This is a genomic window from Pyrofollis japonicus, from assembly GCF_033097485.1.
Classification (GTDB): Archaea; Thermoproteota; Thermoprotei_A; order Sulfolobales; family Pyrodictiaceae; genus Pyrofollis; species Pyrofollis japonicus.
In genome coordinates this window covers 358,621-379,330 of record NZ_AP028634.1, presented here as the reverse complement: position 1 = coordinate 379,330, position 20,710 = coordinate 358,621, and the positions used below count along the sequence as shown (strand labels likewise).

Sequence of the window (20,710 nt, the reverse complement as noted above, 5' to 3'; positions counted from 1 at the left end):
GGTTATGGTTGGCCTCCTTTTAGATACTCAATTAGTTCGACAATGTATTTTTCGAGATGGTCTAAGGGGCCGATGCTTATTCCTATAAGTGTGCTCTTCCCTCTATATCCCTTGCCGGAAACCTTGGCCTCTATTATTCCTCTTTTCTTAAGATCCATTATGTATTCATATACTTGGGTATGCTTTCTTGGTGTTTCCTTGAACTCTTCGCATACTCTATGATACTCTTCTTCAACTTCGCCTATGCGTACATATGGTTCTGAGGTTGCCTTAAGCGATCTTACTATGGCTAAAAGGATAAGCATTTCGTGGAGTGGAAGATGCTTTATAACATCGTTTATCATTACAGAGAGATTGGGATTGGTTTTAGTGAATGCTCTTCGCACGTGCTCTATTGTAACCATTGGTGACTCCTCGCTATCTGCTTCGTTGCCTGCTAGGAGGAGTATCTCGAGCGCAAGTCTCGCATTTCCACTACCACCGGTGTCTGCGCCGACAAGTTCTGCTATGTATTTAAGTACGTCGTCTCCCACTGTTCCTTCGTAAAATGCTTCGCTGCTACGATACTTTAATATGTCAAAGAGTTCCGAGCTAGTATATGGTTTGAAATGTACGACGTTTCTAATTAGGTAGCTCTCGGTTGCAGTATCAAGTCTACTTAGGCTCGTTAATCCCCGTGTTATAAACATAAAGCTAATTCTCTTTGTTAGTTCAGGGTGCTCATCGTATGTTCTAACAAGAAAGTAGACGGCGTCGTTTCCAGCAACCTCAATAAAGTAATCAAATTCGTCTAGAGTTATAATTGCATACATATTTTTATTTTCAAGCTGCTTTAGTATAAGTTGGAACATTTCTTGAGCAGATAAGCCTCTAGGTGGTATGGGTATTCTTAGCTGCCTTGCTATCTCTTGTACTACTAGATATAAAGTCCTATCTCTATGACAGTTTATATGCACGTATTCCATTCTGAGGCCGCGTTGCCGCGCCAGAAGCTTAAAGTCTTGTCCAAATCTCCGTGCGGTCGCGCTTTTTCCCGTACCAATGCTTCCTACAAGTAATACTCGCTGCGATATAGTACCCGGTTCAAGGAGTACTGGTCTAAAATAAGTTGCCAGGGCCTTGAGCTGTTCTTCTCGATGAGGTAGATAGGGTGGCACGTACTCCGGATATAGCTTCTCTCGGCTTTTGAATACAGATGGCCGTTCTAGTATACTTTCAATGAGGTCACGTGTTGAAGGCATAGTTTCGGTCTACCCATGGCAGATAGCCATGGTATTACGTATATCATTTTTTCGGTAGGTTTAAAATCGTGTGATTCAATACTGCAATCTCTTCTCACGCCATGTACGAACACGATCATACCCCCTTCGCATGAGAGCAGCAACAATTCCATATCTGGTATCTTCAATTATTAATGACATCTCGGCTTTTCTATCAAGTTTTGTGCCTAAAATTGAAGCTAGCTTCTTCTCTAGATATTTTCTAGCAGTGCGTTTATCAAAAGTCTTAGCAACTAGTATATACATATTTCTTGGACGGCATTCTACCATGCATTTTCCTTCACATTTTATTCTAAATTGTCTGGAAAGTATATCTAAAAAATCTGTGCTGAATAAAATACTATTCTTGTCCTTAACTATTATCTTGTATTTGAAAAGCTCTTGGACAGGAACAAGCCTTTCAATATATGCAGGCGGTTCATTTATAGCGAGATAAAACGCCCTAACTGGTGGGATGTTAGTAAATACGTATAGTAACGGGTACTTGGGATCACGTTCTATGTATAGCGCCGGGTCTACACGATATAGGGCATCACCTAGCTCTTCTTCAGCTTCTTCTATATGCCATTTGTTCGCAATGGCTATTAATGATAATCGTTTATTCTGTTTATTCACTAATCTTCACCTGTATCTGTAAAGCAATAAAATAAATTAGGAATAGTTTAGCTAACCTACAGTGCTACTAGAAAAGATCTAGTGCTGCAGTGAATATTTTCACAATATTCCCATATGTCTTTCGACCAGCATAGATGGCGCTTCCGGCCAGTTCCTCTTCTATTCTTAAGAGTTCATTGTATTTTGCTGTGCGTTCACCTCTTGCTGGCGCTCCGGTTTTTATTAATCCCGCTCTTAAAGCGACGGCGATGTGCGATATAGTTGTATCCTCTGTTTCACCGCTGCGATGACTCACAATAACCTTCATCGAGTTCTGTAACGCGGCCATTGCATAGTCGAATGCCTCAGTTAGCGTACCTATTTGGTTAACCTTAAGTAGTGCTGCGTTAGTTGCCTTTGTATCTATTCCTTTCTCGAGCCTCTTTAAATTAGTAACATACAAGTCATCACCTACAATAAGCACTTTGCTACCGATCTTTCGTGTCAGCTCAGCGTGATGCCCAAAGTCCTCCTCGAAGAAGGGGTCCTCTATACTTCTTATGGGAAATTCGTCCACTAAACTAATATAGTATTCTAAGAGGTCATCAGGATTGAGCTTTTTCCCGTCTATATGGTAGGTATTTGACGATTTATCGTAGAAATGGGATGCGGCAGCATCCAGGCCAAGAACTACATCGACGCCGGGTTCATAGCCGGCCCTCTTTATTGCTTCAATAAGAGCTGTAAGCGCCTCCCTCGTCTCTTTCATGGGTGGTGCAAAACCGCCTTCATCTCCAACGTTTATTGCCACGGGTCCATATTTTTCCTTAAGATATAGCTTCAGAGACTGATAAACCTCAATAGCTATTCTCAAAGCTTCACTGAAAGTATCTGCTCCTATTGGCGCAATCATGAACTCTTGTATTGCAAGCTCATTGCCGGCATGGGCGCCTCCATTAATTATATTCATTAGTGGGACTGGTAGGACGAAAGTTCCTGCACTTCCGCCTAGATACGCATAAAGTGGTAATCCAGCTGTGTTGGCAGCAGCTTTTGCAACTGCAAGAGAGACAGCGACAATGGCGTTCGCGCCCAGCCTAGACTTGTTCTGTGTACCGTCTAGCTTTATCATAGTCAAGTCAATTAGTCTTTGCTCTCTAGAATCTAGCCCTATGAGGCGCGGAGCAATAATGTAGTTGATGTTATAGACCGCTCGCTTTACCCCCTTACCACCATACTCGGGCCCCCCATCTCTGAGCTCGAGAGCTTCATGGAGCCCCTTTGAGGCCCCTGCGGGTGCAGCTGCTCTTCCAAAGCCCCCTCCTCTTGTAAACACTTCAGCCTCAACGGTTGGATTTCCACGCGAATCTATGATCTGTCTACCACGAACAGCTTCAATGAAGTATTCTTCGAATGTTTCGGCGGGAAGCATTTTCGTACACCACCTTACAGACTTATAGCTGCGGGCTACAAAAATGCGGGTGCTTGTTGTAGGAGCTGGTAAGCTTGGCTCATTGTTAGCTAAACGGCTATCAGAAAAGGGCCATGAAGTAATAGTCATTGACAAGGACGAGAACCGAGCACGTCAAATAGCCGAGCAGGCCGATGTTGAAGCATATGCAAGAGATGCCACAGACCCCTCTGTATATGAGGAAGTTAACATAGCAACAGTTGATGCTGTGCTAGCTGTCACGAATAAAGATGAAGTAAACTTGTTCATAGCTATGATGGCAAGAGAGTATGGAGTGCAACGAATAATAGTAAAAGTAAGAGATAGTAGAATCGCACAAATAGCTTCACGCATTGGAATCGCAGAACATGTTGTCGTCGAACCTAAGGTTGTAGGATCTGTCATAGAAGGCGTTCTCGAGGGAAAATATAGTGCAGTAGACCTTGTCCCGGTCTTTGCCGGAAACTATCGTCTCATCTCAATTACCATAAGTGAAGGAAGCAGCGTTGAAGGACGGCTTCTGGAGGAAATAGATTATCCACGTGAAGCTGCAAGAATAATATCAGTATTTGATGGAGAAAGTTTTCATGACCCGGGTGAAATTATAAGACTGCGCTCCGGTTACCAGATAATTGCACTTGTTCGAGAGGATAAGCTAGACGAATTCATAAGAGCATTTAAATAACTCAGTGAGGCTGGGCCAGCTTGTTAGACAACGTTTTCCTATTGATGACTATAGTTGAATACAATAGCTCTATTGTAAATCTAATTAATAGATGGGTTTCCAGGGCATTTTCTACGGAACTTACAGAGAAATTACTTGAATCAATAATAGTTCTAATTATAGCGTTTATACTAGTTAGGTTTATGAAAAGTCTTTTATCTAGCCTTGAGCAAAGAAATGTTATATCAGCAATATTGTCCGAACAAATATATAGACTACTTGCAATATCTATATATAGTATTGCGCTTATAATCATAACGTATATCGTAACGTCTGTTAGTGTATTATTGTACTTCGTTCTTGCAGTAGTAATAGTAATACTTGTAGCTAATTGGCATATAATAGCTGATGTTGCGGCCTACTATCTGTTAATAGCCTTCAGAAACGTATACCAAGCATCCTTAATAGAACTCCCAAGACTAGGGATCCGAGGAAGAATAGTTGGTTCAACACTTTTCCATACAAGAATACGTACGCCAAGCGGACGCTTAGTATATATTCCTAATCACATTATGATAGCTGAGCCAGTGATTCAAGCCATAGCACCACAAACGGTAATACCATTGGAAGTTAGCGTCAATACACCTAGTGGTAACAAGCATTCGCCTATAGAAGTAATTGAATCAATAGTTCGCCAGGCAATTCGCGATTCAAAAATGTCGACACGGCCGCAAGATGCTATAATACAAATAAAAAGTCTTGAACCTTCAAGAACAAAGATTGTAGTCTTTATACCGGTTGCTGGAAGCGAGCCAAGACCTTCGACAATAAACAACATTGTCAGTACTCTCTATCAACGCCTTGCTGAGCTTAAGCCGGAAATCCGAGTACTATATGAAGCTCCACCTCCGGCATAGTTAAGGGCTTAGTGCATAGAACCCGAAGAGCTATATTGTGCGAGAATAAGTAGGCATACAAATGAGAGGTAGAGTAGCATGCCGAAAAGAAAGGACCCCTACGTTTGCCCAAGATGCGGAACCCGGGTAGATCAACCCGTTAAAACGTGGCAACTAGTATCGCCTATACCTGACTCAAAGGGGCGCATAACGATAACTGTAATGGGTAGCTTTGTTTGTCCAAACTGCGGCTATAAGTGGAGAGCAGTAATATCCAAGATAAAGGTTGGAGGCGAGGAACTCGAAGTAGAGGCTGGTGGAAAGAAAGCTGAAATCAAGGGTGGTGAGAAAAAAGAGGAAAAGACGCAGGGAGAGATTATTGAAATAGACTTAGATGAAGTGTAAGGAGCACATATAGACGTAGGGGGCCCTTCTTTTGTCTTACTTATTAAAAAAGGAAGGCATCAACCTTGCCATAGCTATCCTAGTAGTTATCCTAGTAGTATTTTCTGTAAGAATCCTTGTTGTTAAAATAACTGGAGTAAGCTCCCCTATTGTTGTAGTTAAAGGAATTAGCATGTTACCAACACTCTATTACGGAGACTTAGTTGTAATTCATAAAGTTGATCCTTTTGATATAAAGGTCGGCGATATAATAGTGTATAAAAGCGAGTATAGAGGAGAACTCGTTATACATCGTGTGATAAAGATAGTGAAGGGGCCACAGTGTAATCCTGTATGTTACATAACTAAAGGCGATAATAATGTGCTAAGTGATGCTGGTTCTCTTCAACCCATTAATGGTATTAGTTATGACAAGGTACTTGGCGTTGTTTATACCATAGAGGTTGATATTAATGGGAGAAGCATGGAAGCTCCTCTAAGAATACCATATATTGGCTTATTTGTGCTTATGTTTAGGTAAGATGAATAATTACTCATTTCTTTGACTATTATTGAGCAATCACCATAAACCCTACTTAGTATTATCTATGTGTAGCTTGCCTTCAATAATTGCGTTTGCTACGTCACGAACCCAAATCCCAGAGCGCTTAGTTGTTGCAATTTTTCTAATATATTGATCAAAGGTTATTGTTCCTAGCCTCTTTCTCCATTCGTTATAGGAGTTTAGGATCTCGGTTAACGCATTGCTATGGTACTTGCAGAGAGTATTAGACACAGATTCCCTGCCGCAAATAATACACCGCTTAGCCGGCTTGATTATTCCTAAAGCTTTTGCCAAGTCTATTCCAGCGCTTTTTATTGATTGCTGCTTATACTTTGTAAGTATTTGAGTAAGAAAAGTTTTCGCCTCTTTTATTACATTTTCCCTTGTAAGTTTTCCGTTTCTTATGGATTCAAGTTTTTCCTCAAATTGACGTGTTAGCTCAACGCTAACTAGAAGAGGGAAGTACCTTTCTAGAACCTCTGCGACTACGATGCCGAGGTCTGTTGCATAGACTTTTCTACTTCGCTCAACCAGGTATTTTCGATCAAATAATAATTTAACTATGCGTGCTCTTGTCGCTTCTGTACCTATACGTACGCTTTCCATCCATTTGACTAGACTAATCTTTGTATGAAGTTCGGGCGGCCTTGTAAGCTCTGTTCGCACCTCCACCCTTAGCACTTTCAAGGCGGCACCTTTCTCTAGCAAAGGTATCTCTTCAAGTTTCGGCTTGAGATACGGATACGCATCTAGCCATCCGCTCTCAGCTATATATCCGCCCGAAATCTTTATTTCATAAATGTCTGCTACCCTAAGGATGCTTGAAAGATTAACAATTATAGCAGGTCTAAGCATTGAGGCAAGAAACCTTCTCACAATAAGGTCATAGATTCTTTCCATAGGTTTGGGAAGAGGTGATGACGGGATACTAGTAGGATGAATTGCGGGATGTGCTGGGTCATCTTTCTTACCGTTGCGTGGCCGCGGCAACCCCCTTGAAGCAATTAATATTTCGTTGACTATTTCTCTATATTGTCTTAGACTTGCTAGTTGTTTCAGTATAGATTTGACATCTATCGTTGGTGGGATTTTTTGGCTATTAGTGCGCGGATAGCTTATAAGACCTTCTAGATATAGTTGTTCAGCAACTTCCTGGGTGTAGTGTGGATCGTATCTATAAATTCGCGACGCCTCAGCTTGTAGATCGCCTAGATTAAAGGGAGGTGGGGGTTCAAGAGTATTCTTCCTAGAAATCGTTGCAATAACTTTTGCAATAGGCTTCTTACGTATATTGGTGGCTATTATCTCGGCCTCATGTTTTGTTTGAATAGTCTTTACTAGTATTCGCTTCCTTTTACCTCTAAGATCAAGGGTTACATAGATGTTGAAATAGGGAAGGGGTACAAAGAGGTTTCGTTTAATAGTTCTATTAACAGCTTCTTTTAGTGTTGGTGATTGCACCCTCCCGGCACTGAGTGTAATACGTTTACCAGTAGCTAGCTTGACGGCATCCATTAGTGCTCTACTCACATTGATGCCCCATAGCCAGTCGAGCTCGTGGCGGGCAAGCCCTGCTTCTATCATTTCATAATCTAAGGGTCTGAGATCTCTGAATGCTCTCTGGATATCATGCCTTGTAAGAGCACTAAATTTTGCTCTTAAGGCTCTTCGTTCATCGCCGAGGTTCTTTATTATCAGGTAACCTATAACACTGCCTTCAATATCATAATCACATGCATTTATATACATTTCTGCGTTTTTTGCTAAGAAAGCTAGTGCATTTAAGAACTTGCGCGTGTACTTTGCTCCTTGATCTATCTTCCATAAAGGAGCCCAATAATAACTGAATACGGGGAATCCTTTTTCATCAGTGGTTAGTCCATATAGGTGGCCAGCAGCACTTCCCACAACATAGTATTTTTTATGTGCCTTAACTATCCAGAATGGTACATTGTTATAAGAGCATCTCAGAGGCCTTGCATTATTTTCTGATAAGTATTCAGCTATTTTCCTTCCAGCCTTTGGTTTCTCGGTAATGACCAGTATGTATTTTGAAGGCAGCCAGCACTTACTTTTCCCATATCTTGTACTCTTAGTTTTCCGCTGCAAGATACAAACAACCTTTACGATAATTTAATGACGTCTTAAGGTAAGACATTAAATGCACTATACGGATAGTATTTCTGTATTGAATACTTGATTGTTGTTTCTGCAAAGAAGAATATTTTAACCATTGTACAGTGCTAGGCGGAAAGAATAAATAGTTCAATTCCTCTAGTGGACGCGCAGTTTATCTAAAATTAAGAGCCATTTAAGAGGTATAGGTTGTACACGCCCTCCTCTGGTATACCTTACTATTGTCATTGGTAAGATTCCCGCCTCAAATTCTGCTTTTGCAAGCAGTACAGGATCCTCTTTTACATGTCTAGGCAGTTTTGACGTATCTATTAGGACAGGCGCGCCCATAGTGATTTGTAGCGCACGCGCGCCTATAACACGTGCCCTTTCAAAGCGTGTTAACCATGCAGGCCCAATCTCTATTTTCTTTTTAATCTCTTCGATATTCTCACGTGTCTCGCTCATTAGTGCGCCCCTCGTAGCCTAGTATTTAAGTAGGGAGTAAAGAGCTTGCTCCAGGCCCTTATTGTTAGAGGCAGAAACGTCGCCAAATAATATTGGAGGCGGGAGAAGTAGAATCTGGCCTAACTGGGTGGAAAAATCAGAGACTTGTTATGGGTTGTTAGGTTACTCCTCTTCCTTGCCTCCCTTCTTACCCTTCTTTTCTTCCGTCTTTGGCGTCGCTGCTATTACGTCGTCTATCTTTAGTATAGTTGTTGCTGCTTCTGTAGCGCTCTTAAGTACTTGCTCCTTTACTAGTATAGGCTCTATGACGTTGATCTTAGTCATATCCTCTTCTACCTTGCTTCTTAGTACGTCAATGCCTGCAAAGGTCTTGCCTTCGCTATGGAGCTTTCTTAGATCCATTAGCGCTTGTAGCGCGTCCATGCCAGCACTTTCTGCCAGGATCATTGGTATCTCTTCAAGAGCGTCAGCATAAGCCTCTACTGCAAGTTGCTCCTTTCCACCAAGGCTTTCAGCGAACTTTCTTAGCCTTAGTGCCAGCTCTACCTCTACTGCTCCTCCTCCGGGAACTATTATTGGCTTCCTTAGCACGTTTCTTAGCACGTGTAGTGCGTCTTGTAGGTTCCTCTCAGCCTCGTCTAGTACCATGTCGTTGGCTCCGCGTAGCAGTATGGTTACTGCTTTGGGGTTGGGGCATCCCTCTATGAATATCATCTTATCGTTGCCGACTTTCCTTTCTTCTACTAGCTTTGCGAAGCCTAGATCTTCTGGTTTGAGATCGCGCAGGCTGCTTACTATTTTGCCTCCAGTAGCGTATTCAAGTTTCTCTAAGTCGCTTCTCTTTACTCTTCTTACTGCCATTATTCCTTTCTTTGCTAGGAAGTGTTGTGCTACCTCATCGATACCCTTCTGGGTTATGACGACGATGCCTGCCTTACCAGGCTCCAAGCCATCTCTCTTCATACGCTCAACAGCAACCTCATAAATCTTCTCAACCATTTCTTTGAGTATCCTTGCCTCCTCGTCTAGGAATGCTTTAATCTGCTCTGGGGATGTTATGTTGATTTTTGCTGTTATTTCTGGTTTTTCTACTTCTAGTGGTGCGTCTAGCAACACTATGTAAGCATTCTCAACCCTCTTAGGCATACCAGGATGCACAACCTCCTTATCAAGAACAATGCCTTCGACAAGCTGACTGTCGAGTATGCTACCACCTTTCTTCTTTTCAATCTTTATCCTATCAAGTCTTACATCGTATGTGCCGTCGGCCTTCTTATCAGCCACCTTGAGTATAGCGGCAACAGCCATCTCTGTTAGCTTTTCTAGGTCAGCTCCACTACCAACGTACTTGCTGTATAGGCTTGTTGCAGCAATTCTCTTTAGAGTCTCTTTGTCTTCGACATTCACCTTTATACCGATATTGGAGAGTTCCTGGAGTGCAAAGTCTAGGGCCTTCTTGTAGCCCTCAATGATTGTTGTCGGGTGAATGTTCTGATCTAGTAGGTTTTCAGCTCTGTCAAGAAGCATGCCCGCGAGCACTACAGCGCTTGTAGTACCGTCACCTACCTCGGCATCCTGTGCCTTGGCAACTTCTACTAGAAGCTTAGCGGCAGGATGCTGTATCTCCATCTCCTTGAGTATTGTTGCTCCATCATTAGTTATTGTTACGTCTCCAAAGCTATCTACAAGCATTTTGTCGAGACCACGTGGCCCTAGGCTTGTCTTGAGGACCTCTGCGAGCACTTTTGCGGCAAGGATGTTGCTGCGTAGAGCTTCTCGTCCATAAACTCTCTGTGTGCCTTCCTTAAGAATTAGTACCGGGACGCCTAGCGCCATTACGTTACACCCCTTCCTCGTAACCCTCTCTTAGCCGTGTGTAGGTTGCCTTCCCAGCCGCTTCTATATAAAGCTTTCTAACATGGATCCAGAGGCCTTATGCGCCTCATTTAATGGTTATGCTTTCTTCGACGAACACCATTCTCCTATCAAAAACCTAGCGAAATGCCAAGGTTCCTTGGACTCAATCCGCGTGATCGGAGTGCATAGAGGATTCCACGCCTTATTGCATATTTATCGCTGACAGGGTTATAGAAAAACCCTATCTGTTCCCATATTCGTAGCCCATTATAGTAGAGTTGCAACTTTGGTACCGAACCGATTTTTTCCGGTATTGTGCTTGTCCTTGCATCAATCTTTATAACCAGTATCGCAGGCTCAATATAGTACGATATATCATCAATTAGCGACGATATATACCTACCCATCGGGTTTCCGGAATCATATATTGCTACCAACACTATCCGCGACTTCTTGATTACTGTCTCCACCTCATCCCACGTAGTTAGCTCTAACATAGTCTACTTTCCCTCTCTTTTCACCATTAGGAGTTTTTTTAGAAAGCTTCGTTCCTCGGCAGTAAGGTGCAGAACTACATTACCTGGTTCTATGTTATATGATGGAGGCTTTACAACATCGCCCACAATAACGTATCCCCTGCTAATTGCGTCCTCAACTTCGCGCTCAGAGTAAAGTTCAACCATTTCTTGAAGTCGTTCGCGAAAGTCTATTGCCTCTTTTACTTCTCTCTCCGATAACTCCTTGCCGCAGATCATGCAAACAAGGTCTGGAGTAACAGCTCTAAAACCACAGTATGGACAAGCAATAGGCGTTGGATTGCCATATTTCTCCCAAAGCATTCGTAGCATTGGAATTAAGTCGTCCCTTCCGAGTCTTTTTGCTTCCGCATAAAGTTTTGGTGCATGCTTTGCAGCTACAGCTTCACCATAGTTTATTACGAACTCTAGCTGCTCGTTTGTGAGAGAGTCAATTCTCTCAACAATATAGGCAGCTATCATCATGTACACGTTCCTCGAAGTATTGACAATTTTTGATATAATTGCCTCCTTAGATGGCCTTGACGAGTATTGTTCAAGTATCCCCTCAACTATAGGTCTGAGGGCCTCTACTAGTTGTTCACGTTTAAGGCCGAGAATATCAAGGCCGAGCCTAGATGAAACCTCGTCAAGTATGTCCTCAGTCAGCTTATGTGGATCTATTCTCACGACTGAACGTTTAACAGTACGAGACGCTCGCCTACCTGAGCTTCCTCGGCCTCGGCTTTTTACACCAGTATCTGACCCTAGAGCCGAGTCTAGTGTCTTAGTACGTCTAGCTCTGCGCCTCCTAGCATTGCGCGGCAACTAACAATGCCCCTTACAAAGACTTAGGTTAACATCCCCTTATTTCGGCTTGTATAATAAAAGATTCAAATGAGAAACATAGACTTAAACAACAAATGACACATAAATTAAGCCCAGAACCCATAAACACATTAGGGAGATGTTGTTACTTGCCCCCCGCGACCCCTCCGGGGATGACGACATTACCGCGAACAGAACCCCCCTTTCTCCTACCTTAGAAGAAATAAATGCCACAGTATTTATTATTCGATTCCATTAGAATCATTAATTAATTCAGACATATAGCATAGGGATTAGGAACTAGTTCTCTAGTACATTTCATCGTACCAATCTTTCTCGTGTCTAATATAGATTGGCCCATTCTTTGCTGCATACCTGCTTATTAGGTAGCTTAAGACTATCTCAAGCTGTTTGCGCCGCCTTCTTGCATTCTTAAGCACTCGTTCAAATTCCTCAAAAGTAAAATCTTTTCCCTTAAACCATGCCTTTGCTAGTCTTCTAAATACGTAGCGTAGTAGTTCTTCATATTCATCTTCAAGATCAACATTATACTTATACTTGTAGACAACTTCCTCTATAAGATCGCCGAGATATTTGTCAATCAGCATTAGTGCTTCTTCTTCCATGGTAGTGCTCCGGTGTCTGTACATCTCGCTGTGTCACCCTATAACTGCTTCCCTACGTATGAAAGGAGGCTGTGAATGAACAAGCCCTTTTTAATAATCATGGTAATAAATTATGAAGGCCTCAGAGGCTACCATCCTCGTCATCCTCTTAGCCCAAGCGTCGGTAAGACCGGGATCAGCATCGACCCATTTTATTTCTGTAAATCCTCTTTAGGGTACTAATATGGATTAGTATATCGTATAGAATACAATCACGATTGCTGGGGCTCAGCATGCTCGTGCATCTGCATCGCTTTGAACCTATGCTTCCGGGGAGTCTTCATAGCCCATTTTATCCGCAGCCTTGATTTCTCCTAAAAATATTCTTAACCCTTGTAACCCAGTAAAACGGATGGCGAAGATCTTGCAGCCACAACATATTAGGATATCACCTAAGGACCTAGCTAAGAAAGTTGTAGTTGTTGGCGATCCTGCCCGCGCCAAATTCATAGCTGAGAACTTTATTGAAGACGCAAGGCTAGTCAATACTACCCGTTGCTTCCACATTTACACAGGATACTATAGAGGTGAACCAATAAGTGTTGCAGTGCACGGAATAGGTGCCCCTTCTGCGGCAATAGTTTTCGAGGAACTTAGGATGCTGGGAGCAGAAGTTATGATACGACTTGGAACAGCAGGAGGACTAGTACCGTACCTCGAGATAGGCGATGCCGTTGTAGCAACTGGTGCAGCATATATCCATGGAGGTACAATTGGGTCCTATATACCAGATGCGTGTATGGTCGCTGCTCCAAACCCGCTACTAGCTACAAAGCTCTATGAAAAAGCAAAGAATATTCACGGGAGAGTATTCCTAGGCCCAGTCTTTAGTAGCGATGCTTTCTATGCCGAAAGCAAGGACTTTGTCGAAAAATGGTCGAAAAGAGGAATTATTGCTGTAGAAATGGAGGTGGCTGCTCTCTATGCACTCGCGGCAATGAGGGGCTTTGATGCAGCAGCTCTACTAGTTATATCCGATAACCTAGCAGTGCCGGGTAAAGAGGAACTAAAGCATCATGAAGAGCTTGAGTCGTTTGTTGAGAAGGCGGCAAAGGCTGTTCTTGAAACTTTGCGCGAATTTAACCCTAATAGGGGAGAAGCGGCTAGAGTTAAAACTGGCCGTTGACGAAGCCTTGGACGTCCTGAGCGGTGACGTTAGCCGTGGTCGCTGAGGCCGATATGGTTAACAAAATAAAGGACTCCATGAAAAAGCGTGGATTAGTAGTTGAGGAAAGGAAATCGATTCAGAGAACTCTTGACGGGAAGGCCTTGGATTATCATGCTGTAATGGGATATAAAGAGGGAATCTATAAGATAACTGTGAGACTAAGCCCAAAGCCCATGAATGTACAGCTTGTAGTTAATGCAAAAGATAATAAACAAGCCGATAATATCGCGGGACGGTTAGGAGATGAGGTCGGCATTAATGTAGATGTTGACGACGAAGTAGTCAGAGGTAAGACATATAACGTTACCCTGCAAACCCTAAGAAAGATAATAGACATAGTTGAAGAGGAAACAAACAATTGAAAAATTCTTGTACCTTTTTAATATCTAAAATAAACTTTTTGCATCTTTTCCAAATAAATAGCATAGGTAATTGCGCCGATCTAACTCCTTACCAATGTCAGAAACTACTCTCCGAGCCAAACCTTATTACACTTCTCCGATATGCCGGCATAAGTCGAGTTGCATGTGAGCACCTCCCTAGAGAATGGACTAGTAATAAATTGCTACTTAAAGCAGTTAGTGGAGCTGAACTCATAATTAGTGACAAATGTGATGAAGGCAATAATATCAATGAAAATATAGTTGTGGCTGATTTACCTATTACGCATCCATCTAAAGAGTATAGGGGCCCTTATCATACACAAGTTGCTGAGACACTATCCGAGATAGGTACACAACTAGACACTAAGAGTAGGGTACCAGTTTTTGCTGACACTAACCTGCCACAATCAAGAATACGATGTAGACCTCGATTAGAGTGTCTAGCAGCCTCTGTTTACAAACCCTTAGACTCGGCAAAAAACATAAACACCCTTTACCCGAAAATAGTTTTTCCAACAATATTGGGCTGGATTCGAACACGTGTTCGCAAACCATTAGTTCTTGGCGTGCCTTGGCTCTGTGCAGGTAGGCGTGGCCATTACTTAAACATTATTTGTGCAGAAAAGCTTTGCACAATAAAGGTCAATCCGGACGGAATGATTAAATCCCTTGAAGGTAAAGCATATTATGTTATATCACCGTCATGTAATACTGTGCGCTTATACATAGACTACTTAGTGGGGAATGCGCTCGAAGAATATGATAGAGACGATATTGAGTACAAGCGTCCAGCAGTATGGAGCCCTAGTGGCCTTATACCTCTGAGTATGTTAAGAGATAGCAATGAAGACTATATTGATCTTTGCTTATGGAACCCTTATCCGGTGACTAAGACTCACAGTATAGTACTCGAAAATCATCGAATAATAGAGGCATATACGTACTCTGTTACAATTAACGAGTGGGAACCTTTGCAGCCGCTCTTTAACCAAGTTTACATTAATGCCGTGCCTTATGGACTTGTAAGACTTCGCTTAAGATTACGAAAAATCCCGCCTCTCTTGTCAAGGCGTAAACAATGATGACCCCGTAGCTAATGTGTCTGCGTACATGATTCTTTAGTAAAGCCTTTCTCGACGCGTGTACGCAAGCTCATACATATTTCGCAGAGATGTTTTGAAACTTCTTTTTCACTTATATTGCCACTTATTATTTGTTCGGCAAGCTTGCTTACTAGATTGTAAAGCTCTTTGTCCTTTAAAATTATATCAACATATTCTTTTCCTCTTCTTCCCAGCACATAGTTAGAAACTGCAGCAGGCGTTAATTTTAACAGTTTAGCTGTTCTATAAATTGATAGTCCATAATCTTTAACGAGTACTATTGCTAACGATGCTCTAATTGATGGCACATATTTTCGTACGGCCAGTTCGCAAGGTGTCGTTAGGATACCTGTTACACTATCCATTGCGAAATCCCATATATTCACGTGTTAAGCACCCCCTATATTAGTTTGCCCCTCTGTGAGGCTTGTTAGTAATAAATCTCTTAATCAATATTTAGTATAATAATGATTGTTGTACAATATTATAAATATTGGGTTTAATATTGAATCTTATCTAGCTGCTCGTATAGAGAAAAAACTAAACGGTTCACAGTACCAGGGTACAAACAAGGTGATACAGAACATGGCTATAGATCCGGTGCGAATGGAAATAGATCAAGAGACGCGTGAAGCTATACGAGAAGCTTTCCAAGATCTCAAAAACCCGGTGACCCTAAATGTATTTGTGGGGCCGAATTGCAAATATTGTGATGAAAGTATAAAGATCGCAAAAGTGCTTGAAGAAGAGGCTCCAGAACGTAATGGCGAGAAACTGGTAAAAGTACGCATATTCGAAAAAGGCAAAGACGATGCAGAGTTTAAGCGCCAACGAGTTGAACGGATACCGACGACAACGCTACTTGAAGGATCGATTCGGTACACAGGTACGCCGAGCGGAGAGGAAATACGAGGCCTTGTGGAAACCATTATACGTATATCCCAAGAGGACAGCGGACTTGACCCCTCAACAGTAGAGAAAATAAAGTCAATAAAGAAGCCGGTTCATATCGAAATAATAGTTACGCCACAATGTCCATATTGCCCGTATGCTGCATTACTCGCAAACATGTTTGCATTCGAAGCATGGCGAAACGGTAAGAAAGACTTTATAGCAGATACTGTTGAAGCCTATGAAAACCCCGACATCGCTGATAAGTATCACGTAACATCCGTGCCAGCTATAGCAATTAACGGCATACTAGCCTTCGTTGGAGTACCATACGAGGAAGACTTCATTGAAAGAATAATTGACGCTATAGAAGGTAGAAAGTTCAAGACAGAGGTTATATCAGAAAGTGCAACATCAATATAAAAAGCTGGTATTTATCTACTAGGAATCTGGCTCGGCCAAATGCCTTTTCTTCATCTATCCGCGACGGGAGTACTCCTCATCGCCATTTCACTAATTTAACATGCAGAGTATTACTTCTCGGTTTTCGTAAACTCTTCTATCTTCTTCTTTACAATTTCTGCCACTATTTTTCCATCAACACGTCCTCTTAGTTTTGCCATAGCTCTCCCCATTACTTTATTCATTGCCCTCAATCCCTTGGATCTAATTTCGTCCTTCATGCTTCTTATTATGTCTTCAACTATTTTCTCGACAGTCGCTCTATCGATCATAGTTATTCCTAGTTCGCGTATGGCTTGCCCAAGACTCTTGTTCGGGTTCTTTGAGAAGTATAGCAATACGTCAGGAACTGCGTCTTTTGGTAATTTGTTTTCAGCTATTGCTTTTACTATTTCCTCTATCTTTTCGTCAGTTATGTTTTCGATATTCGCTCCTTCTCTTGCAAGGCTTCTAAGGATATTGGTAAATATTGACGCTATGAACGATGGAGAGACCTTCTCGCCATATTTTCGTGCTAGTTCCTCAAAGAGATCGAGTCGAACGTCTCTAATAATTTGTTTTGCTAAGTCAGCGCTTAGTTTGTACCTATCTATGAGTTCTTTTAGCTTCTCTTGAGGTTTTGGTGGAGTAATCTTTGCTGCTTCAGCTAGTAGTTCTTCAGTTATCTCGATTGGAGGTATATCGGTCTCTGGATACATTCTCGCAGAGCCTGGTTGTGGACGCATGAACCTTGTAGTACCATCTTCTCTTGCAGCTCTAGTTTCCTTGGGTATTCCCCGGAGAGCGTAAGCAGCACGTTCCATTACAGCTTTTAGGGCTTTCCGCGCATTTTGTTCCTTGTCAGCAACTAGTACTATTGCATCTCTTCCCGGATCTCCGTTGAGTCTCTCATAGAGCTTCTTAACATCGTCCTCCGTTATGCCGTAACCCGGTAGTTCATCGGTGTGAAATATTCCTCCAACTCCTCCCCAGAATCTAGCATAGTCAGCGAGCTCAGTCCCGAATCTTCTACCGGGCTGTACCTCTGTTCCAAGAATTCCTGAGAAGCCAGGTAATTTTACAGCGAGTACTTTGCCTTTGCTTCTTAAAGCTCTTTGTATTACCTTTGACCTTGTGTTTCTGAATACATCAGTAACATCTACTATTGGTTGCGATAAAATGTCTTCTTCTTTTATACCTCTGCTTATAAGTTCGTCCTTTATTTCTAGTAGTCTTTTCTGCCTAATTGCTTCATAGTGCACTATTATAGGTAGCAGATCAAGCCTCTGCACGCCTTTTATTTCTGTCTTGTCACCGTCCTTTATAGAAACATTTAGGTCTTGTCTAATCGTGCCTATTCCGCGTTTGACCCTCTTTGTAAGTCTTAGCAGTTGACCTATTGTTAAGGCAGTCTCGTAGGCCTCTTCTGGCGTCTCTATGTCTGGGGCGGTTGAGATTTCTATAAGCGGTATACCTAGCCTATCAAGGTTATAATGTACGAAGCGTCCTTTTTCTTCAAGTTTCCTGGCTGCGTCTTCCTCTATAGCTATTGTCTGTATTCCTATCTTTTTACCGCTCGGTATCTCTATTTCGCCGCCAAGAGCTATAATAGCTGTTCTCTGGAATCCTGTGGTATTAGAGCCGTCTATGACAATTTTTCTCATAACATAGACTTCGTCAACGGGTGTAGAGTTCAGAGCCTTGGCTACGGCTAGTCCTATGACGAGGGCTTCTTCATTTAGCTCGTGAGGGGGCTCTTCATCTGCTTCAACGAGACATGATGCTCTTCGCGGGGCGTGGTAGTGGTATAGTCTTCCTTTTCTCCATTCGAATAGTGCAGCTATGTCTACTTCTCCTAGCTCACTTCGCGTCGGTCTCAATTGCCTGATGAACTCGTCAATGCCTTCATCCTCGTGCTCGTGTACGAGTTCAGTGGGGCATCCACAGAACAGTTTATGCTTAGTGTCGAGTTGCTGGTGAATCTCTAATCCAACTTTTAAGCCAAGCTCTTTAGGATCATACTTTGTCGGGTCAACTTTTTTCTCGATCAATGCGGCCACCTTGGGAAGAGGTCAAGGGTATGCCTATACTCAATTTCACCCGCGAGGTTCTCTCTTACAAGTCTCCTAGCTTCTTCAAAAGAGGATGTATGTGCAAGTATCCATGAAAGTTTTACAAAGGCTGTTTCCGGCAACATGTCTTCGCCTGGGACTACGCCTGCTGCTAGGAGTTTACGACCAGTAGAATAGACGTTCATGTTTATCCTCCCGAAGAGAGTTTGGGACGTCATGACGACTACTATTTCGTTCTCATAAGCTCTTTGTAAGCTCTCAACCAGTTGGTCACCTACATGCCCCAGCCCCGTCCCCTCAACGACTATGCCTTTGTACCCCTTGTCTATGAGAAAGTCTATTATCTCGGAACTCATTCCCGGATAGTACTTTACGAGTGCAACTTTCTTCTCAAACCCGTTTTCTACTTTGAGATTTTCTTCGCCTCTTCTACGCAGTGGTTTACCTACTAACTCTATGCGCTTCTCGAATGGATATATTCTTGCCAGCGGTTTTGCATTTATTGACTGAAATGCGTCTCTGCGGCTCGTGTGCATCTTACGTACCTTTGTACCTCTATGAGCTAGCGCATACGTGTCGCTTGGAGTTCCGTGCATTACAACTGTTACTTCTGCAAAGGGTGCCTTTGCTGCAACCAGTACAGCAGAAATTAAGTTGAAGGCTGCATCACTGCTAGGCCTATCGCTGCTTCTCTGTGCACCTACTAGAGCTACAGGAACCGGCAATCCTCGAAGCGCGAACGCTAGTGCTGCAGCGGTATATGACATTGTGTCTGTGCCATGAGCTATTACAATTCCCTCGGCTCCACTTTCGATTCTCTTGGCAACAGCACTCACAATTCTTTCCCAGTGTTCAGGCCCCATGTTCTCGCTGAGAACATTCATAATAACCTCTGCTTCTATGTCAGCGATGAAACCTACCTCTGGTACGGCCTCCAGAATATCCTTAGCCGAAAATGCAGGCTTAACAGCTCCCGTCTCGTACTCTATTCTGCTAGCTATTGTACCACCTGTTCCAAGGATGGTTACTAGGGGTCTCTTCTCCGGCTTTGGCGCTTCCTCGAGAAGTGGTATTGTGGCAGGGGCACCCTGTCTGGCTTCTTCAAGAATTGCCTCCCTTGTTTTCACGACCTCAATTACTGTGTTATCGTCAACTTTTACGCCTATGTTGTAGCCATTGTCAAGCTTTATCACTATTATCGGCCTGGGCTTAATAGAGTATCTCGGCATCAATATTCCTTTAAATTCCTTTCCATCGCTGCGCACAATCCGGATGTAATCGCCTATGTGCGCCCCGGCTTGCTTTAGGAGTTTTTCCGCAACCCCCGAATAACCTTCAAGAGACACTTCTTGAACGCCCCAGCTATAGAGCATGGGTAAAGCCTATAAAAGGCCTAAGCAAAAGCTACGCTTCTCGGGTGTAAGACGCTATGCCAAGCCACGGCTCATTGACAAAGGCTGGCAAGGTTAGAAAACAAACACCAAAGATACCTGCGAAACCCCGAAAGAACCCCGCTCCTCGCGTTAGGAATAGGAGAGAGTACAAAAGACTCCTAGAGAAGATCCAGCAAGGCCAAATACAGCTACCAAGGTAAAGAATCCTCGTTTCTACTGCTTAATTCTCTCCTAAGCTTTTTCGAATTCGAGCATCTTTCTCACGATTTCTGTATTAAGCAAATGTTTACAGAATAGTGTAAAAAGACCTGGTAGGCCGTCAATAACTTGCATTAATAGAATGTATGGAGGAGTATCTCTGTAGGACAAGAACTTTGCTATAAGCGTGAAGCAAGCAGAAAGATCGCGCGGGCTAGTAGCCCTCATTTCAAATGGTGGGTCGGTGGGATCCTTTCTAAAAACCATATTGTACTTAGGCTCCACTAGGGTCTGGGGGTTAGTCCTCTTTCTTCTCTAGTACTATCTCTATGGTGCTGACTCTGCTCTGGCGGCCGTCAGGGCTCTGTATTACCTGGCTGTCAATCTTTATGTCCTTTATGTCTACCTTACCCGGTAGGAACCTCTTCCTTACTATCTCGACCGTGTCAACTGCCTTGCTTATTGCGCGGCCTCTTGCCTTTATCACTACTTCCTTGACGCCCTGGTTTAGCAGGGTTAGGGTTGCTAGTACGTAGTTCATTACGGGCTTCTTACCTACGAGGACTACATTGCTTGGAGTTGCACCTGCCTGCGCCATTGCCGTCTCCCTCGGCGCTTTTGTCGTGTGGCACAGAACGCGGTTCTAGTATTTAGGTTTTACTCTTCCCACATATAGCTCACATGTTTACAATTATCTTAGCCTGAGAGGAACAAAGTGAGCGGTGTTACTAAGCCTTCTCTCTCTAAGTCCAAGGCACTGCATACTTTCTAAACAATAG

General features: G+C 42.8%; 22 protein-coding genes. 9 read left to right on the top strand and 13 right to left on the bottom strand.

What is annotated here, in order from left to right:
* Positions 1 to 2: 2 nt before the first annotated feature.
* From SBG41_RS01870 to eno, 3 genes are all read right to left on the bottom strand, one after another.
* Positions 3 to 1,241 (bottom strand): ORC1-type DNA replication protein, encoded by a 1,239-nt coding sequence (locus SBG41_RS01870; RefSeq protein ID WP_317895851.1) that lies wholly within the window; start codon positions 1,239 to 1,241, stop codon positions 3 to 5.
* A gap of 75 nt (positions 1,242 to 1,316) precedes the next feature.
* Complete coding sequence (locus tag SBG41_RS01865) at positions 1,317 to 1,895, bottom strand: hypothetical protein (RefSeq protein ID WP_317895850.1); 579 nt, start codon at positions 1,893 to 1,895, stop codon at positions 1,317 to 1,319.
* A gap of 67 nt (positions 1,896 to 1,962) precedes the next feature.
* The gene (gene eno, locus SBG41_RS01860) at positions 1,963 to 3,306 is read right to left on the bottom strand and encodes a phosphopyruvate hydratase (RefSeq protein ID WP_317895849.1); all 1,344 of its coding nucleotides are present in this window, start codon (positions 3,304 to 3,306) and stop codon (positions 1,963 to 1,965) included.
* A 43-nt stretch (positions 3,307 to 3,349) separates the two neighbouring features.
* On the opposite strand from eno, the gene SBG41_RS01855 reads away from it, so the two are divergent.
* The 4 genes from SBG41_RS01855 to SBG41_RS01840 all read left to right on the top strand — a co-directional run bounded on the left by SBG41_RS01855 (position 3,350) and on the right by SBG41_RS01840 (position 5,809).
* Positions 3,350 to 4,009, top strand: coding sequence for a potassium channel family protein (locus SBG41_RS01855; protein ID WP_317895848.1), 660 nt, complete (start codon positions 3,350 to 3,352; stop codon positions 4,007 to 4,009).
* Positions 4,010 to 4,191: 182 nt separating this feature from the next.
* Complete coding sequence (locus SBG41_RS01850) at positions 4,192 to 4,905, top strand: mechanosensitive ion channel domain-containing protein (protein ID WP_317895847.1); 714 nt, start codon at positions 4,192 to 4,194, stop codon at positions 4,903 to 4,905.
* 78 nt (positions 4,906 to 4,983) lie between these two features.
* Positions 4,984 to 5,289, top strand: a complete 306-nt coding sequence (locus SBG41_RS01845; protein ID WP_317895846.1) for a chromatin protein Cren7 — start codon at positions 4,984 to 4,986, stop codon at positions 5,287 to 5,289.
* A 31-nt stretch (positions 5,290 to 5,320) separates the two neighbouring features.
* Positions 5,321 to 5,809, top strand: coding sequence for a signal peptidase I (locus SBG41_RS01840; RefSeq protein ID WP_317895845.1), 489 nt, complete (start codon positions 5,321 to 5,323; stop codon positions 5,807 to 5,809).
* A gap of 51 nt (positions 5,810 to 5,860) precedes the next feature.
* Here the strand turns inward: SBG41_RS01840 and SBG41_RS01835 are convergent, their stop codons facing one another.
* The 6 genes from SBG41_RS01835 to SBG41_RS01810 form a co-directional block, all read right to left on the bottom strand.
* Positions 5,861 to 7,942 (bottom strand): DNA topoisomerase I, encoded by a 2,082-nt coding sequence (locus SBG41_RS01835; protein WP_317895844.1) that lies wholly within the window; start codon positions 7,940 to 7,942, stop codon positions 5,861 to 5,863.
* 165 nt (positions 7,943 to 8,107) lie between these two features.
* Entirely contained in the window at positions 8,108 to 8,416 is a 309-nt protein-coding gene (locus SBG41_RS01830; RefSeq protein ID WP_317895843.1) for a DNA-directed RNA polymerase subunit K, read from the bottom strand.
* Positions 8,417 to 8,578: 162 nt separating this feature from the next.
* Positions 8,579 to 10,252 (bottom strand): thermosome subunit alpha, encoded by a 1,674-nt coding sequence (thsA, locus tag SBG41_RS01825; RefSeq protein ID WP_317895842.1) that lies wholly within the window; start codon positions 10,250 to 10,252, stop codon positions 8,579 to 8,581.
* A 149-nt stretch (positions 10,253 to 10,401) separates the two neighbouring features.
* A complete protein-coding gene (locus SBG41_RS01820; RefSeq protein ID WP_317895841.1) occupies positions 10,402 to 10,770 on the bottom strand; it encodes a hypothetical protein in 369 nt (122 codons plus the stop codon).
* Positions 10,771 to 10,773: 3 nt separating this feature from the next.
* Positions 10,774 to 11,616, bottom strand: a complete 843-nt coding sequence (locus SBG41_RS01815) for a hypothetical protein (RefSeq protein WP_317895840.1) — start codon at positions 11,614 to 11,616, stop codon at positions 10,774 to 10,776.
* A gap of 308 nt (positions 11,617 to 11,924) precedes the next feature.
* On the bottom strand, positions 11,925 to 12,266 hold the full coding sequence (locus SBG41_RS01810) for a hypothetical protein (RefSeq protein ID WP_317895839.1): 342 nt from the start codon (positions 12,264 to 12,266) through the stop codon (positions 11,925 to 11,927).
* A 379-nt stretch (positions 12,267 to 12,645) separates the two neighbouring features.
* On the opposite strand from SBG41_RS01810, the gene SBG41_RS01805 reads away from it, so the two are divergent.
* From SBG41_RS01805 to SBG41_RS01795, 3 genes are all read left to right on the top strand, one after another.
* A complete protein-coding gene (locus SBG41_RS01805; protein WP_317895838.1) occupies positions 12,646 to 13,407 on the top strand; it encodes a purine-nucleoside phosphorylase in 762 nt (253 codons plus the stop codon).
* A gap of 35 nt (positions 13,408 to 13,442) precedes the next feature.
* The gene (locus tag SBG41_RS01800; RefSeq protein ID WP_317895837.1) at positions 13,443 to 13,811 is read left to right on the top strand and encodes a hypothetical protein; all 369 of its coding nucleotides are present in this window, start codon (positions 13,443 to 13,445) and stop codon (positions 13,809 to 13,811) included.
* A gap of 200 nt (positions 13,812 to 14,011) precedes the next feature.
* Positions 14,012 to 14,914, top strand: coding sequence for a hypothetical protein (locus SBG41_RS01795; protein ID WP_317895836.1), 903 nt, complete (start codon positions 14,012 to 14,014; stop codon positions 14,912 to 14,914).
* An 11-nt stretch (positions 14,915 to 14,925) separates the two neighbouring features.
* Here the strand turns inward: SBG41_RS01795 and SBG41_RS01790 are convergent, their stop codons facing one another.
* Complete coding sequence (locus tag SBG41_RS01790; RefSeq protein ID WP_317895835.1) at positions 14,926 to 15,321, bottom strand: transcriptional regulator; 396 nt, start codon at positions 15,319 to 15,321, stop codon at positions 14,926 to 14,928.
* A 199-nt stretch (positions 15,322 to 15,520) separates the two neighbouring features.
* On the opposite strand from SBG41_RS01790, the gene pdo reads away from it, so the two are divergent.
* On the top strand, positions 15,521 to 16,249 hold the full coding sequence (gene pdo, locus SBG41_RS01785) for a protein disulfide oxidoreductase (protein ID WP_317895834.1): 729 nt from the start codon (positions 15,521 to 15,523) through the stop codon (positions 16,247 to 16,249).
* A gap of 110 nt (positions 16,250 to 16,359) precedes the next feature.
* Here pdo and gatE read toward each other — a convergent pair whose 3' ends face one another.
* Both gatE and gatD read right to left on the bottom strand, forming a co-directional pair.
* A complete protein-coding gene (gene gatE, locus SBG41_RS01780; RefSeq protein WP_317895833.1) occupies positions 16,360 to 18,318 on the bottom strand; it encodes a Glu-tRNA(Gln) amidotransferase subunit GatE in 1,959 nt (652 codons plus the stop codon).
* On the bottom strand, positions 18,315 to 19,685 hold the full coding sequence (gene gatD, locus SBG41_RS01775; RefSeq protein ID WP_317895832.1) for a Glu-tRNA(Gln) amidotransferase subunit GatD: 1,371 nt from the start codon (positions 19,683 to 19,685) through the stop codon (positions 18,315 to 18,317). Before gatD ends, gatE begins: the two co-directional genes overlap by 4 nt.
* 83 nt (positions 19,686 to 19,768) lie before the next feature.
* Here gatD and SBG41_RS01770 point away from each other — a divergent pair, with 83 nt between their 5' ends.
* Positions 19,769 to 19,933, top strand: coding sequence for a 30S ribosomal protein S30e (locus tag SBG41_RS01770; RefSeq protein ID WP_317895831.1), 165 nt, complete (start codon positions 19,769 to 19,771; stop codon positions 19,931 to 19,933).
* A gap of 296 nt (positions 19,934 to 20,229) precedes the next feature.
* Here the strand turns inward: SBG41_RS01770 and albA are convergent, their stop codons facing one another.
* Entirely contained in the window at positions 20,230 to 20,529 is a 300-nt protein-coding gene (gene albA / locus SBG41_RS01765) for a DNA-binding protein Alba (protein ID WP_317895830.1), read from the bottom strand.
* Positions 20,530 to 20,710 lie beyond the last annotated feature (181 nt).

What these genes read in the sequence shown, in the direction of transcription:
- SBG41_RS01845 (WP_317895846.1), top strand. Translation starts at nt 4,984, where the DNA reads ATGCCGAAAAGAAAGGACCCCTACGTTTGCCCAAGATGCGGAACCCGG.
- SBG41_RS01830 (WP_317895843.1), bottom strand. Translation starts at nt 8,416, where the DNA reads ATGAGCGAGACACGTGAGAATATCGAAGAGATTAAAAAGAAAATAGAG.
- SBG41_RS01770 (WP_317895831.1), top strand. Translation starts at nt 19,769, where the DNA reads ATGCCAAGCCACGGCTCATTGACAAAGGCTGGCAAGGTTAGAAAACAA.
- SBG41_RS01850 (WP_317895847.1), top strand. Translation starts at nt 4,192, where the DNA reads ATGAAAAGTCTTTTATCTAGCCTTGAGCAAAGAAATGTTATATCAGCA.
- albA (WP_317895830.1), bottom strand. Translation starts at nt 20,529, where the DNA reads ATGGCGCAGGCAGGTGCAACTCCAAGCAATGTAGTCCTCGTAGGTAAG.
- SBG41_RS01810 (WP_317895839.1), bottom strand. Translation starts at nt 12,266, where the DNA reads ATGTACAGACACCGGAGCACTACCATGGAAGAAGAAGCACTAATGCTG.
- SBG41_RS01820 (WP_317895841.1), bottom strand. Translation starts at nt 10,770, where the DNA reads ATGTTAGAGCTAACTACGTGGGATGAGGTGGAGACAGTAATCAAGAAG.
- SBG41_RS01870 (WP_317895851.1), bottom strand. Translation starts at nt 1,241, where the DNA reads ATGCCTTCAACACGTGACCTCATTGAAAGTATACTAGAACGGCCATCT.
- pdo (WP_317895834.1), top strand. Translation starts at nt 15,521, where the DNA reads ATGGCTATAGATCCGGTGCGAATGGAAATAGATCAAGAGACGCGTGAA.
- thsA (WP_317895842.1), bottom strand. Translation starts at nt 10,252, where the DNA reads ATGGCGCTAGGCGTCCCGGTACTAATTCTTAAGGAAGGCACACAGAGA.
- eno (WP_317895849.1), bottom strand. Translation starts at nt 3,306, where the DNA reads ATGCTTCCCGCCGAAACATTCGAAGAATACTTCATTGAAGCTGTTCGT.
- SBG41_RS01855 (WP_317895848.1), top strand. Translation starts at nt 3,350, where the DNA reads ATGCGGGTGCTTGTTGTAGGAGCTGGTAAGCTTGGCTCATTGTTAGCT.